The sequence below is a fragment of the Puerhibacterium sp. TATVAM-FAB25 genome (assembly GCF_046535855.1).
In the GTDB taxonomy this organism is placed as follows: Bacteria; Actinomycetota; Actinomycetes; order Actinomycetales; family Cellulomonadaceae; genus Puerhibacterium; species Puerhibacterium variabilis_A.
On sequence record NZ_JAXUAK010000002.1, the window covers coordinates 342,329 to 355,664 of the forward strand.

The following is a 13,336-nucleotide window of genomic DNA, read 5'->3' on the forward strand; positions in this document are numbered from 1 at the left end:
GTACCCGCTCCCGCGACGAAAGGGTCCCGCCATGTCGTCCCCCGACCTCCTCCCCCGCCGCCCCGGCGACCGCCCCGGCGACCGCCCCGGCACCGGCGCCGACGCCGACGGCCGCCGACGGCCGGCCGGCCGGTGGTCCCGCCGCACGCTCGCGGCGGGCACCGTGCTCGCCGCGGCCGCCGCGCTCGTCGGCCTCGCCGCCCTGACAGGCCTGTGGCCCGCCGCCCTCCTCGACCCCGGGGCGGCGTGGCTGGCCGGCGCCGCCTCCCCGCGCGCCGCCGTCGTCGTGCAGACCGTCGCGGCCCTCGTCGGCACGGGCGGCGGCATCGCCGCCCTGGCCGGCGCGCTGCCCCGGCGCGCCGGCGCCGTGCTCGCCACGGCCGAGCTCGCCGTGTTCGGGATCCTGCTGCAGGGCACCGCGACCCTCGCCGTGCTCGGCTACCTCGTCGCGATGGCGCTGCCGGCGGCCGTCGTCGTGGTGCTGGTCCAGGTGGTGCGGCGCTACCCCACCGCCCGCTGGGCCGTCGGCGTGCCCGCGCTGGCGCTCCTCGCGGCCGGCGCGGTCGCGGCGCGCGAGCCGCTCGCCGCCCTCGCGGCGCACCTGGGCGGGGCGCTCGCCGCCCAGGCCGGCCGACTGGTCACCGTCCTGCTCGTCCTCGGCGTCGGCACGGCGTGGGCCGGCGTCCTGGCCGCGACGCTCGCCGGGACGCCCGCGCTCGACCGGGCGACGGCGTGGGTGGTGCGCCACCGGGTCCCGATCACGGTGGTGGCGGCCTGCGGACCGCTGCCCTACGCCCTCGTCCGGCTCACCTGGCTTACCCCGTGGCCCCTGCTGGGCCACGAGGCGCTCGACCTGCCGACGCGCATCTGGGGCCTGACGCTGTCGGGCGGCGCGTGGCTCGGCGTGGTGCTCACCCTGGGCCTGGTCCGCCCGTGGGGCGAGGTCTTCCCCCGGTGGGTGCCGCGGCTGGCCGGACGTCCGGTGCCCGTCGCCGCCGCGGCCGTGCCGGGCGGCCTGGTCGCGGCGGCCGTGACCTTCGCCGCCGTGCCCATGCTCCTGCTGCTGCCCGACGACGGGCTCGTCCCCGTGCTCGTGTCCGCCGTCGTGTTCCCGTGCTGGCTGTGGGGGCCCGCCCTCGCGCTGGCGGTGTGGGGGTACGTCGGGCACCGCACCTTCTCCGGCGCCCGCGCCCCGGGCAGGATGGCGCCATGACCGTGCCGCGCCGCCCCGCCGCGCCCCGGGCCGCCTCCCGGGTCGTGCGCGTGGTCGTGCGCGTGGTCGTGCGCCGGGTCGCGTGGCTCATGCTCGGCGCGGCGATCGGGCTGGCGGCGGCGCTGCTCGGCGTCTCCCTGGTCCGGTCGGCCGCCCCCGGGGCGCCGGTGGGCGTGGTCGCGGGCGTCACTGTCGCGGCCGCGGCGGCGCTGGGCCTGGTGCCGGGCGCCCGGGAGCTCGAGGTGACGGCCGCGCGCACGATGCTGGGCACCGGCGCGGAGCTCGTCGCCCCCCGCCGGCCACGGGCGACGCACCGGGCGCGCACCGCGGCGTGGGTGCTGGGCCACCAGGTCGCCGGGCTCGCCGTCGCGGCCGCCCTGTTCGCCGGCGTCCCGCTCGCCGTGCTCGTCGCCGCCGAGGCGGTGACCGGCCGGCCGCTCGGCTCCCCCGTCCCGCTCCCCCCGGCCGGCGCGGCCGCGGCGCTGCACGTCGCAGGGGCGGCCGTCGTCGGGGTCGCGCTGCTCGTCCTCGCGGTGCCCGTCGGCGCGGCGGCCGCCGCGCTCGCCGGGCGGGTGCTCGGCCCGACGCCGCACGACCGGCTGGAGACGGCGCTCGCCCGCGCCGACCGCGAGGCCGAGCACGTGCGCCTGGCCCGGGAGCTGCACGACGGCATCGGGCACGCGCTCACGATCGTCAGTGTGCAGGCGGCGGCAGGGCGGCGGGTCGTCGACCGGGAGCCCGCGCTGGCCGCCCGGTCGCTCGCCGCGATCGAGGACACCGCGCGGCGGGCCCTCGAGGAGCTCGACGAGCTCCTCGGCGCCCTGCGGCGGGACGCCGACCCGGCCGGTGCCGACCCAGCCGGTGCCGACCCAGCCGGCCCGGACGGTGCTGTCGGCCCGCCGCGCGACGCCGCCGGCACGGCGGTCGGGCTCGCCGACGTCGTCGCCGCCCACCGGCGCGCGGGCCTGGACGTCGAGGCGACGCTCGACCTGCCCGACCGGCTCCCGGCGCTGCTGGACCGCACGGTGCGGCGCGTCGTCGGCGAGGCGCTCGCCAACGCCCACCGGCACGGCGGGCCCGGCACCGTGCGCCTGGTCGTGGCGAGCACGCCGGGCGAGGTCACCGTCGACGTGCGCAGCCCGCTGCCCGGCGGGCGACCCGCCCGCGGGCCCGGGCGCCGCGCGGGCGGCGGGCGCGGCCTGGCCGGCGTGCGCGAGCGGGCCGCCCTCTTCGGCGGCGCCGTCGAGGCCGGGCCGCGCGGCGAGAGCTGGGTGCTGCGCGCGGTCCTGCCCCGGCCCGCGCCGCCCGACCGCGAGGAGGCCCCGTGACCGCACCCGCCGGCGCCCGTCCCGTCCGGGTCGTCGTGGCCGACGACGAGCCGCTCGTGCGCAGCGGGCTGCGGCTGATCCTCGACGCCGAGCCGGACCTCGAGGTGGTGGGCGAGGCGGGCGACGGCGCCGCGGCGGTCGAGGCGGTCCGGCGCCTGCGGCCCGACGTCGTGTGCATGGACGTGCGCATGCCCGGCGTCGACGGCCTGCGCGCCACCGAGCTCGTGCTGCGGCTGCCCGACCCGCCACGGGTGCTGGTGGTGACCACGTTCGAGCACGACGACCACGTGGTCGACGCGCTGCTGGCCGGGGCGTCGGGGTTCCTGCTCAAGCGGGCCAGCGCCGAGGCCATGGTGCAGGCGGTGCGCACCGTGGCCGCGGGCGAGAGCCTGGTGTTCCCGCAGGCGGTCCGCGAGCTGGTGCGGGGCACCCGCGCGCCGCGCGCCGCGCACACCGGGCCCGCGCTGACGCCGCGCGAGACCGAGGTGCTCCGGCTCGTGGCCCGCGGCATGACGAACGCCGAGATCGCAGCCGACCTCGTCGTCGGGGTGGAGACCGTGCGCACCCACGTCGCCGCGGTGCTGGCCAAGCTGCAGGCGCGCGACCGCACGCAGGCCGTGGTGCTGGCCCACCGCGCCGGCCTCGTCGAGCTCTGAGCGGACGCCGTGCATGAACGTCCTGCACGTGGGGGCATATGGGGGCGACGCCGCGCGCCCGGCACCGTAGCGTCGGGTCGTGACCGTCACCGTGCGCCCCGTCGACCTCGCCGACGCCCCGGCCTTCCAGGCGCTGGGCGCCGAGGCGTTCGGCGTCCCCGCCACGCCGCCGCCCGCCCCCACCGCCGAGACGTGGCCGCCCGCGGAGGCCCGCCCGTGGGGCGCGTTCGACGGCGACACGCTCGCCGCCCGCCTGCTGGTGCGCGGCTTCACGTCGTGGTTCCACGGCGCCACGCTGCCGACGGCCGGGTTCGCCGGTGTCACGGTCGCCGCCGAGGCCCGCGGCGGCGGGCTCGTGCGCAGGCTGTTCGACGCGGCGCTCGGCGAGGCGCGCGAGCGCGGCGAGGTGATCTCCACCCTCTACCCCAGCGCGGCCGGCATCTACCAGGGCCTCGGCTACGCGACCGTCGGCGCCTTCGACACCGTGCACGTGCCGCTCTCGGCGCTGGCGCGCGTGCCGGCCCCGGCCGACGGCACCCGCGCCCGGCGCGCCGGGGCGCGGGACCTGCCCGCGGTCCGCGCCGTCTACGACGCGTGGGCGGCCGGCCAGAACGGCCCCCTCACCCGCATCGAGGCGCCGTTCGCCGTCGACGAGTCCGTGCTCGACGAGCACACCGGGGTCACGCTCGCCGTCGACCCCGCCGACCGCGTCGTCGGCTTCGCCACCTGGGACCGCGGGTCCGGCCACGACCGCACCGGCCGGCTCGAGGTCGAGGACCTGGTCGCCCTCACGCCCGACGCCGCGCGGACGCTGTGGCGGGCGCTCGGGTCGTTCGGCATGGTCGTCGGCGCGGTCGCGCTGAGCACCTCCGGCCTCGACCCGGCCCGGCTGGTGCTGCCCGACCACGCCGCCACGCTCGCCGCGCACGACCCGTACATGCTGCGCATCCTCGACGTGCCCGGCGCGCTCGGCGCCGCCCGCGTCGCGCACCTCACCGCGCGCGTGCCCTTCGCCGTCGCCGGGCGGGGCCACGGCGTCGGCCCGAGCGACCGGCTGCGGGGCGCCTGGACCCTCGAGGTCGCCGACGGCGCCGTCCACGTCGCGCGCGACGGCGACGCCCCCGCCTCGCCCGCCGAGGCCGACCGCCCCACCTTCACGCCGGCCGGCCTCGCGGCGTCGTGGGCGGGCGCGCAGTCGGCGGCGAACCTGCGCCTCGCCGGCCACCTGGCCGGCCCGCCAGCCCACGACCTGCTCTGGGACGCCGTGTGGGGCGGGCGGCAGGTCCACGTGCGTGACTACTTCTGAGGCCACACCGCTCCGGGGGCCGCACCGCTCCCGGGGCACCACCGCGAAGGAGACCCGCATGAGCGACTTCCGCGACCGGCTGCGCGGGCTGCCGACCTTCCCCGACGACCTGCCGCCGTTCGAGGTGGAGGCCACGCCGACGGACCCGCTGGCGCTCTTCGCCGCGTGGTTCGACGACGCGGTGGCCGCCGGCGTGCCCGCGCCGCACGCCGCCAACCTCGCGACCGCGGACGCGGCGGGCACCGTGCACGCCCGGATGCTCACCCTCAAGGACGTCGACGCCGACGGCTTCTGGTTCGCCGCGCACGCCACCAGCCCCAAGGGCCGCGACCTGGCGGAGAACCCGCACGCGGCGCTGACCTTCTTCTGGCGGGACCTGGGCCGGCAGGTGCGCGTCAGCGGTGCCGTGCACCCGGGGCCCGAGGCGGTCTCGCGGGCCGACTTCCTGGCGCGCCCGGAGACCTCCCGCGCCGCGGGGCTGCTCACCCACCAGAGCGAGCCGCTGACCGACCAGGCGCAGCTGCGCGAGGCGTTCGACGAGGCGCTCGGGCGGGTCCGGGCGGACCGCGCGCTCGCCGCGCCCACGTGGACGGCCTACGTCCTGGCGCCGACCGAGATCGAGTTCTGGCAGGCGGCCGAGGACGGGCACGTGCGCCTGCGCTACCGCGCCGGCGCGGCCGGGTGGACGAAGGGGCTGCTGTGGCCGTGAGCCGCGCCGCCCGCGACACGCCCGACAACCCCGACACCCCCGCTATCTGACGTCGCTGCTGGTCGGGCGCGCGGCGTCGGGTACGGTGTGCGCCGGACATCCCGGCGGACGCCTCCCGTGACCGCCCCGGCGGACGGGCTCGCGCGCGGCGCGCGTGTGAGCGATCCCACCCGCCCCGTAGCCTCGTTTGTGACCGGTGTCATAGACGATCCCGCCATTTCGTGACGGTTTTCACGTGCTCCTACACTGGCGGATCGTGACTTCTGTTTCCACGAGCACCCGGGACGCCGTCGACGTCGTCCTGATCGGTGGCGGCATCATGAGCGCGACCCTCGGGACGCTGCTGCAGCAGCTGGAGCCCGACTGGTCGATCGACGTCTACGAGCGGCTCGACGACGTCGCGCAGGAGTCGTCGAACCCGTGGAACAACGCGGGGACCGGGCACGCCGCGCTCTGCGAGCTGAACTACACGCCCGAGCGGCCCGACGGCACGATCGACGTCACCAAGGCCGTCACGATCAACGAGCAGTTCGAGGTCTCCCGCGAGCTGTGGAGCCACCTGCTCACCACGGGCCGCCTGACGAGCACGGCGTTCATCAGCCGCACGCCGCACATGACGTTCGTGCGCGGCGAGGCCAACGTCGACTACCTGCGCCGCCGGTACGAGACGCTGTCGGCCCACCCGCTGTTCAGCGACATGGAGTTCAGCACCGACCGCGCGCAGATCGCCCGGTGGGCTCCCCTGCTCGTGGAGGGCCGCGACCCGGCCGAGCCCGTGGCCGCGACCCGCAACGCCCTGGGCACGGACGTCGACTTCGGGACGCTGACCCGCCAGCTGCTCGACACCATGGTGGCGAACGGCGCCCGGCTGCGCCTGCAGCACGAGGTGAGGAGCATCAAGCGCACCCGCGACGGGCGCTGGCGCCTCAAGATCAAGGACCGCTCGTGGAACGCGCCCGAGCGCACCCGGACCGTCACGGCGCGCTTCGTGTTCGTCGGCGCCGGCGGCGGCGCGCTGCCGCTGCTGCAGTCGGCCGGCATCCCGGAGATCCAGGGCTTCGGCGGCTTCCCGATCTCCGGCGAGTTCCTCCGCACGGCGAACCCCGAGCTCGTCGCCCGCCACCAGGCGAAGGTGTACGGCAAGGCCGACGTCGGCGCGCCGCCCATGTCGGTGCCGCACCTGGACACCCGCGTGGTGGACGGCCGGACGTACCTGATGTTCGGCCCGTACGCCGGGTTCAGCCCCAAGTACCTCAAGAAGGGCAAGTACCTGGGCCTGGTCACCTCGCTGCGCGCGCACAACCTCACCTCGATGCTGGGCGCCGGGCTCAAGAACCTGGACCTCACGCAGTACCTGGTCAAGGAGCTGCTCAAGAGCCCCGAGGCGAAGTTCGAGTCCCTGCAGCAGTTCTTCCCCGAGGCCATGCCCGGCGACTGGGAGAAGATCGTGGCCGGCCAGCGCGTGCAGGTGATCAAGCGCGACAAGGACGGCAAGGGCGTGCTGGAGTTCGGCACCGAGGTGGTCGCCGCGGCCGACGGCACCATCGCCGGCCTGCTGGGCGCCTCGCCGGGCGCCTCGACGGCGGCGTCGGCGATGGTCGGCGTGCTCGAGCGCTGCTTCCCCGCGCGGGCCGAGGCGTGGCGCCCGCGTCTGGCCGAGATGATGCCGAGCCTCGGCGGCGTGCCCGCCGACACCGCGGCGCTCGACGCGGCCCTCGACGGCGCCGAGCGCACGGTGCTGGACGCCTCGGTCTACGAGTCGCAGGCCGACTCGCGGGTCTGACCCGCCCGCCGACGCACGACGGACGGCGCGCCCGGGAGGTCCCGGGTGCGCCGTCCGCGTCTGGCCGTTCGCGTCTGCAGGCTCAGGCCACCGAGCCGCGCACGCCGGGCAGCCGACGGCGCCAGCGCGGCACCCGCACCACGATCCCGTCGTCGTCCGCCGTCGCCGCGAGACCGTGGCGCTCGAGCACGGCCACCACGCGCCGCGCGAGCTCGGCCGCGCGGGCCGGGTCGCCGTCCGGCGTGCCGCTGGCGAGCCGCAGCGTCCCGGTCGAGAGCGTGTCCAGCGAGCCGGCCGGGAAGAAGACCCAGCCGCGCGCGGACGCCCCGGCCAGGGCCCGCGCCTCGCGCTCGCCGCACTCGACGCAGTCGCCCAGGCTCGCGCGGGCGAGGACGCCCTCGGCCTGCAGCTCGGCGAAGGCGGCGTCGAGGCGGCGGTCGTCGCCCTCCTCGCCCGCCCAGGCGCGCTGGGCCGCCAGGCCGGCCTCCCACTCCTGCCGGACCACGCGCTCCACGGTGCCCGCCCGCGGCGTCACCGGCGCGAGGGCGGCGAGCTCGAGGCAGCGCGAGAGCACGTCGTCGAGGGTCGCGAAGCCGCCGCGCGTCATGGCCCGCGCGGCGCTGCGCACGTCCGCCAGCACGTCGTCGGCGGTGATCTCGTCCAGCACGTCGGCCTCCTCGCTCGTCAGCCCGTACACCTGCTCGGCCGTCTGCTCCGACATCGCGCTCCCGTCCTTCCGGTCGTCCCGCGGGGTCACGGCGCCCACGTTAGGACGGCCCGGTGACACTCACGGCGGCAGCGACGCTCACGGCAGCAGCGCGGCCGCCGCGGCGCGGCGCACGGCCCGGGCGACGGCGCCGAGCACCGGGGTGCGCAGCGACCACTGCTGCCAGTGCAGCTCGACGTCGACGTGCGCGCCCGCCTCGAGCTCGACCAGCGCGCCGGCGGCCTCGGGCCCGTCGGAGTGCTCGTGCGGCAGCAGCCCCCACCCGAGGCCGTGCACCACCGCGCGGGCGTAGTCGGCGGTGGAGGGCACGTAGTGCCGGGGCGGCTCGACGTCGCGGCCGGCCTTGGCACGGGCGTAGCGGTCCTGCAGGTCGTCCTTGCGGTCGAACATCACCATCGGCGCGACGGCGATCGCCTCGGGCGTCACGCCGTCGGGGAACCAGCGGCGCGCGAACGCCGGCGTCGCGAACGGCCGGTAGCGCATGACGCCGAGCCGCACGGCGGTGCAGCCCTGGACCGGCACCGCCTGCGTCGTGATGGCGGCCATCACCTCGCCGGAGCGCAGCAGCTCCGCGGAGTGGTCCTGGTCCTCGCGGTGCACGTCGAACACCGCGCGGTCCGCCACCTCCGCCAGCGCCGCCATCGCCCAGGTGTTGAGCGAGTCGCCGTTGATGGCGATGGGCACGCGGGCGAGCGGGGCGCCGGCCCCCGCGTCCCCGCCCGCCCCTGCATCCCCGGCCGCGCCCGGGCCGGACGTCCGGCCGGGCAGGCCGGACTCGCGCACCACGGCGAGCACCTGGCGCGCGAGCCGCACGTAGTCGGACCCCACCTCCGTGGCCGCCACCGGCCGCGAGCGCCGCACGAGCACCGCGCCCGCGCTCGTCTCGAGCGCCTTGATGCGCTGGCTCACGGCGGACGGCGTCACGTGCAGCACCCGGGCGGCGCCGTCGAACGAGCCCTCGTCCACGACGGCGAGCAGGGCGTCGAGCTGGGCGATCTCCATGAAGCAACGCTAAGGCAACCTGAGAAACATTCGTTGGACTGACGCTGGGAGGGCACCTAGCGTCGTGGTCGTGATGCTCCACGCGCTCGCCGGCCTCGGCTTCGGCCTGTCCCTCATCGTCGCCATCGGGGCGCAGAACATGTTCGTGCTGCGCCAGGGCCTGCGCCGCGAGCACGTGGGCGTCGTCGTCGCCGCGTGCACGCTGTCCGACGTCGTCCTCATCGGCGCGGGGGTGGCGGGCGCCGGCGCGCTGCTCGGCGCCGTGCCGTGGCTCGTGACCGTGATGCGCTGGGGCGGTGCGGCGTTCCTGCTCGTCTACGCCGGCCTCGCGGCGCGGCGGGCGCTGCGCCCCACGGGCGCCTCGCTGCAGCCCGACCACGCCGCCCGCCCGTCCGGCGCCGGCCGCGCGGGCGCGGGGACGGTGCTCGGCACGGCGCTGGCGATCACCTGGCTCAACCCGCACGTCTACCTCGACACCCTGGTGCTGCTGGGGTCGGTCGCCGGGGGCCACGGCGAGGGCCGCTGGTGGTTCGCGGCGGGGGCGATGGTCGGCAGCCTGGTGTGGTTCACGGCGCTCGGGTACGGCGCGCGGCTGCTGCGCCCCGTGTTCGCCCGGCCGGGCGCGTGGCGGGTGCTCGACGCCGTCATCGCCGTCGTCATGGTGGCGCTGGCCGTGGGGCTGCTGCTCGCCGGCTGAGGATCACAGCGCCCGAGGATCAGAGCGCCCGAGGATCAGAGCGCCTGGACGATCTTCTCCACCTGCTCCTTGGCGTCACCGAAGAGCATCGCGGCGTTCTCCCGGGCGAACAGCGGGTTGGGCACGCCCGCGTAGCCGGCGGCCATCGAGCGCTTGAAGATTACGACCTGCCCCGCCTCCCACACCCGCAGCACGGGCATGCCCGCGATGGGGCTGCGCGGGTCCTCCATGGCGGCGGGGTTGACCGTGTCGTTGGCGCCGATGACCAGGACGACGTCGGTGCCCGCGAGGTCGTCGTTGATCTCGTCCATCTCCAGCACGATGTCGTACGGCACCTTGGCCTCGGCGAGCAGCACGTTCATGTGCCCCGGCAGGCGCCCGGCCACCGGGTGCACGCCGAAGCGCACCGCGACGCCGCGGGCGCGCAGGCGGGCCACCAGCTCGGCCACCGGGTACTGCGCCTGCGCCACGGCCATGCCGTACCCGGGCGTGACCACGACGCTGCGCGCGCCGCGCAGCATCCGGGCGACGTCCTCGACCTGCACCTCGCGGTGCTCCCCCGCCCCGGCGGCGGGCCCGGCGCCGGGTCCGCCCGTGGGGGCGCCGAACCCGCCCAGCACGACGGAGACGAACGAGCGGTTCATCGCCCGGCACATGAGGTAGCTGAGGATCGCGCCGGAGGCGCCGACCAGCGCGCCGGTGACGATGAGCAGGTCGTTGCCGAGCATGAAGCCCGCGGCGGCGGCGGCCCACCCCGAGTAGGAGTTGAGCATCGAGACGACGACGGGCATGTCCCCGCCGCCGATCGCCGCCACGAGGTGCGCGCCGAGCGCCAGCGCCACCACCGTCATGAGCAGCAGGGGCACGAGGGCCGCGGGGCCGTCGGCGGCGAGGAACCACGGCAGCAGCCCGAGCGCCACCGCCACCGCGGCCAGGTTCAGCGCGTTGCGCCGCGGCAGCACCAGCGGCGCGGACGACATGCGCGCGGCCAGCTTGAGGTAGGCGACCACGGAGCCGGTGAGGGTCACCGCGCCGACGAGGACGCCCAGGAAGACCTCGACGCGGTGCACCGCCTCGTCGTCCGGGCCGCCCGCGAGGCCGCCCGTGAGCAGGGAGTTGTAGCCGACCGCGACCGCCGCGAGGCCGACGGACGAGTGCAGGATCGCGATGAGCTGGGGCAGCTCCGTCATCGCGACCCGCCGGGCGCGCCACGCCCCGACGGCGCCGCCGAGCACGAGCGCGGCCAGGGCCAGGCCGAGCGTCACGCCGACCGGCCGCTCGGACCGCTCTGCCGCCAGCAGCACCGTCGCGCCCAGCGCCAGCGCCATGCCGACGATGCCGAGCGTCACGCCGCGCCGGGCCGTCGTCGGCCGCGCGAGCCCGGCGAGGGACAGCACGAACAGCAGGGCGGCGACGACGTACACGGCCTGCGCGAACGCGGTGGCCGTCCCGGCGTCCGTGCCCGGCGCCACCTCAGGCGTCCTTCCGGAACATGGCGATCATGCGGCGGCTGACGCCGAACCCGCCGACGATGTTGACGCTCGCCACGGTGGCCGCGACGAACGCGAGGGCGGTGACCACGGGGTCGTCCACGCCGAGCTGCAGCAGCGCGCCGACCAGGATGATCCCCGAGATGGCGTTGGTCTGGGCCATCAGCGGGGTGTGCAGGGAGTGGCTGACGTCGGAGATGACGTAGAACCCCACGACGACGGCCAGCGCGAACACCGTGAAGTGCCCGAGGAACGCCGGCGGCCCGAGCGTCAGGGCCAGCACGACCAGCACCGCCGCCAGCGCCGCGCCCACCGTGCGGCGCCACCGCCGCAGCCGCCCGCGCGCCGCGGCGTCGGCGGGAGCGGGCGGGGCTCCCGGCGGGGCCGCCGGCGTCGCCACCGGCACCGGGGGCGCCGCCGAGACCGCCACGGGCGGGGGCGGCCAGAGCACCTGCCCCGCATCCCCGTCCTTGCCGAGCGTCACCGTCATCCCGCGCTGCACCGGGTCGTCGAGGTCGAGCACGGGCCGGCCGTCCTTGCCGGGGGTGAGCAGCTCGAGCAGGTGGACCACGTTGGTGCCGTACAGCTGCGAGGTGTGCGCGGGCATGCGGCCGGGCAGGTCCGTCCAGCCGAGCACGACGACGCCGTTGTCGGTGACGACGCGCCGGCCCGGCACGGTGACCTCGGCGTTGCCGCCGCCCGGCGCCCCGAGGTCGACGATGACCGAGCCGGGCCGCATCGCCGCGACCGTCTCGGCGGTGATCGTGCGCGGGGCGCGGCCGCGGACCAGGGCCGTGGTGATGACGACGTCCGCCCGGGCGCACTCCTGCGCGTACAGCCGCAGCGCGGCCTCCTCCTGGGCGGGCGTCAGCGGGCGGGCGTACCCGTCGGCGCTGACCTCCTGCTGCGCCTCCTCGGCCCGCACGAACGTGGCGCCGAGCGACTCCACCTGCTCGGCCGCCTCGGGGCGCACGTCGAAGGCGCGGACCGCGGCGCCGAGGCTGACCGCGGTGCCGGTCGCGGCGAGCCCGGCGACGCCGCCGCCGATGACGAACACCGCCGCGGGCGGGGTCTTGCCGGCCGCGGTGACCTGGCCGGCGAACATGCCCTGGTACTCCGCGGCGGCCTCGATGACGGCGCGGTACCCGGCCACGTTCGACATCGTGGAGAGCGTGTCGATCGCCTGCGCGCGGGACACGCGCGGCACGGCGTCCAGCGCCAGGGCCGTGACCCCGCGGGCCGCGAGCGCCGCGAGCCGGTCGGGGTGGGCGGCCGGGGCGAGCTGGGCGACGAGCACCGCGCCGGGCCGCAGCAGCGCCAGCCGGTCGGCGTCGGGCGCGCGGACCGCGGTGACGACGTCGGCGCCCCAGACCTCCGCCGTCGTGCCGAGGGCGGCGCCCGCCTCGGCGTACGCGGCGTCCGGGAACGTGGCCTCGCTGCCGGCGCCGGCCTCGACGACGACGTCGTACCCCAGGCGCCGCAGCCGCGGGACGGTGGCGGGCGTGGCGGCCACGAGCCGCTCCCCCGCGTGGTGCTCCCGCGGTACGCCGATGCGCATGCGGACCTCCCGGGCCGGTCGAGCGCAACCTATCGGGATCGGGCGCCGCCGGCACGGGCAGGTGGCGGCACCACTGGTGGTGGAAGCAGGAGAGGCCGCCGGCGGCGGCCTCTCCGCTGACGACCGTGCGGGGGCGGCGCGGCCGGACGTCCAGCCCCCTGCGCGGGAGGTCCGGCAGCGCGCCCCGCCTCCCGGGTCAGCGGCAGGCGGACTGCCGCGTGCTCGGGGCGACGGGTCGCTGATCAGGAGTGTGGCACACGTTTTCCCGGAGCACGCGGGCGATCTTCACTCCTTTCGCCGACCGGCGGCCAGGTCCTCGAGCGCGTCGCCGGCGAGCCGGTACGTGGTCCAGTCGTCCTGGGGCCGCCCGCCGACGGCCTGGTAGAGCCGGATGGAGGGCTCGTTCCAGTCGAGCACCGTCCACTCCAGGCGCCGGTAGCCGCGCTCGACGCAGACCCGGGCCAGCGCGCGCAGCAGCGCGACGCCGTAGCCGTGCCCGCGGTGCTCGGGGTGGACGAAGAGGTCCTCGAGCCAGATGCCGTGGGTGCCGGTCCAGGTGGAGAAGGACAGGAACCACACCGCGATGCCGGCGATCTCGCCGTCGCGCTCGACGACATGGGCGAAGGCGGCCGGGTGCGGGCCGAACAGGGCGCGGGTGAGGTCCTCGGGCGTCGTCGCGACGGCGTCGGGCTCGCGCTCGTACTCGGCCAGGGCGTGGATGCACGCGAGGATGCCGGGCTCGTCGCCGGGGGCGGCGGGGCGCAGCACGGCGCCGCCGGGAAGGGTGAAGGGGTTCACGCCCCGATCCTAGGGACGGCCGTACCGACGACCGCACCACCGCCGGACGTGCCATCCCGGTGCGTGGTC

Annotated in this window: 12 protein-coding genes; 7 read left to right on the forward strand and 5 right to left on the reverse strand. The window is 77.4% G+C overall.

Features of this window, described 5'->3' with window-relative positions:
• Positions 1–31 precede the first annotated feature (31 nt).
• The 6 genes from U5M74_RS03860 to mqo all read left to right on the forward strand — a co-directional run bounded on the left by U5M74_RS03860 (position 32) and on the right by mqo (position 6,995).
• Positions 32–1,213, forward strand: coding sequence for a hypothetical protein (locus U5M74_RS03860; protein ID WP_410906312.1), 1,182 nt, complete (start codon positions 32–34; stop codon positions 1,211–1,213).
• A complete protein-coding gene (locus tag U5M74_RS03865; protein WP_410906314.1) occupies positions 1,210–2,541 on the forward strand; it encodes a sensor histidine kinase in 1,332 nt (443 codons plus the stop codon). The genes U5M74_RS03860 and U5M74_RS03865 overlap by 4 nt, the downstream gene beginning before the upstream one ends.
• Positions 2,538–3,197 carry a response regulator gene (locus tag U5M74_RS03870; protein WP_410906316.1) on the forward strand — a complete coding sequence of 220 codons (660 nt, stop codon included), beginning with the start codon at positions 2,538–2,540 and terminating at the stop codon, positions 3,195–3,197. The genes U5M74_RS03865 and U5M74_RS03870 overlap by 4 nt, the downstream gene beginning before the upstream one ends.
• 79 nt (positions 3,198–3,276) lie before the next feature.
• Positions 3,277–4,503 (forward strand): enhanced intracellular survival protein Eis, encoded by a 1,227-nt coding sequence (gene eis, locus U5M74_RS03875; protein WP_410906318.1) that lies wholly within the window; start codon positions 3,277–3,279, stop codon positions 4,501–4,503.
• Between the two features lie 58 nt (positions 4,504–4,561).
• Positions 4,562–5,212 (forward strand): pyridoxal 5'-phosphate synthase, encoded by a 651-nt coding sequence (locus U5M74_RS03880; protein ID WP_410906320.1) that lies wholly within the window; start codon positions 4,562–4,564, stop codon positions 5,210–5,212.
• A gap of 256 nt (positions 5,213–5,468) precedes the next feature.
• The gene (mqo, locus tag U5M74_RS03885; RefSeq protein ID WP_410906322.1) at positions 5,469–6,995 is read left to right on the forward strand and encodes a malate dehydrogenase (quinone); all 1,527 of its coding nucleotides are present in this window, start codon (positions 5,469–5,471) and stop codon (positions 6,993–6,995) included.
• 82 nt (positions 6,996–7,077) lie between these two features.
• On the opposite strand, the gene U5M74_RS03890 is transcribed toward mqo, so the two are convergent.
• Positions 7,078–7,716, reverse strand: a complete 639-nt coding sequence (locus tag U5M74_RS03890; RefSeq protein ID WP_410906324.1) for a DUF6891 domain-containing protein — start codon at positions 7,714–7,716, stop codon at positions 7,078–7,080.
• An 84-nt stretch (positions 7,717–7,800) separates the two neighbouring features.
• A complete protein-coding gene (locus U5M74_RS03895; protein WP_410906326.1) occupies positions 7,801–8,724 on the reverse strand; it encodes a LysR family transcriptional regulator ArgP in 924 nt (307 codons plus the stop codon).
• Positions 8,725–8,797: 73 nt separating this feature from the next.
• Between U5M74_RS03895 and U5M74_RS03900 the strand changes: the two genes are divergently transcribed.
• Positions 8,798–9,421, forward strand: a complete 624-nt coding sequence (locus tag U5M74_RS03900) for a LysE/ArgO family amino acid transporter (protein WP_410906390.1) — start codon at positions 8,798–8,800, stop codon at positions 9,419–9,421.
• Between the two features lie 35 nt (positions 9,422–9,456).
• Here the strand turns inward: U5M74_RS03900 and pntB are convergent, their stop codons facing one another.
• The 3 genes from pntB to U5M74_RS03915 all read right to left on the reverse strand — a co-directional run bounded on the left by pntB (position 9,457) and on the right by U5M74_RS03915 (position 13,267).
• Positions 9,457–10,893: a Re/Si-specific NAD(P)(+) transhydrogenase subunit beta gene (gene pntB, locus U5M74_RS03905; RefSeq protein ID WP_410906328.1), complete on the reverse strand. Its 1,437-nt coding sequence runs from the start codon at positions 10,891–10,893 to the stop codon at positions 9,457–9,459.
• A gap of 1 nt (position 10,894) precedes the next feature.
• Complete coding sequence (locus tag U5M74_RS03910; protein WP_410906330.1) at positions 10,895–12,469, reverse strand: Re/Si-specific NAD(P)(+) transhydrogenase subunit alpha; 1,575 nt, start codon at positions 12,467–12,469, stop codon at positions 10,895–10,897.
• 285 nt (positions 12,470–12,754) lie between these two features.
• Positions 12,755–13,267 (reverse strand): GNAT family N-acetyltransferase, encoded by a 513-nt coding sequence (locus U5M74_RS03915; RefSeq protein ID WP_410906332.1) that lies wholly within the window; start codon positions 13,265–13,267, stop codon positions 12,755–12,757.
• Positions 13,268–13,336: the final 69 nt, after the last annotated feature.

What these genes read in the sequence shown, in the direction of transcription:
- U5M74_RS03860 (WP_410906312.1), top strand. Translation starts at nt 32, where the DNA reads ATGTCGTCCCCCGACCTCCTCCCCCGCCGCCCCGGCGACCGCCCCGGC.
- U5M74_RS03865 (WP_410906314.1), top strand. Translation starts at nt 1,210, where the DNA reads ATGACCGTGCCGCGCCGCCCCGCCGCGCCCCGGGCCGCCTCCCGGGTC.
- U5M74_RS03880 (WP_410906320.1), top strand. Translation starts at nt 4,562, where the DNA reads ATGAGCGACTTCCGCGACCGGCTGCGCGGGCTGCCGACCTTCCCCGAC.
- U5M74_RS03890 (WP_410906324.1), bottom strand. Translation starts at nt 7,716, where the DNA reads ATGTCGGAGCAGACGGCCGAGCAGGTGTACGGGCTGACGAGCGAGGAG.
- U5M74_RS03895 (WP_410906326.1), bottom strand. Translation starts at nt 8,724, where the DNA reads ATGGAGATCGCCCAGCTCGACGCCCTGCTCGCCGTCGTGGACGAGGGC.
- U5M74_RS03900 (WP_410906390.1), top strand. Translation starts at nt 8,798, where the DNA reads ATGCTCCACGCGCTCGCCGGCCTCGGCTTCGGCCTGTCCCTCATCGTC.
- U5M74_RS03910 (WP_410906330.1), bottom strand. Translation starts at nt 12,469, where the DNA reads ATGCGCATCGGCGTACCGCGGGAGCACCACGCGGGGGAGCGGCTCGTG.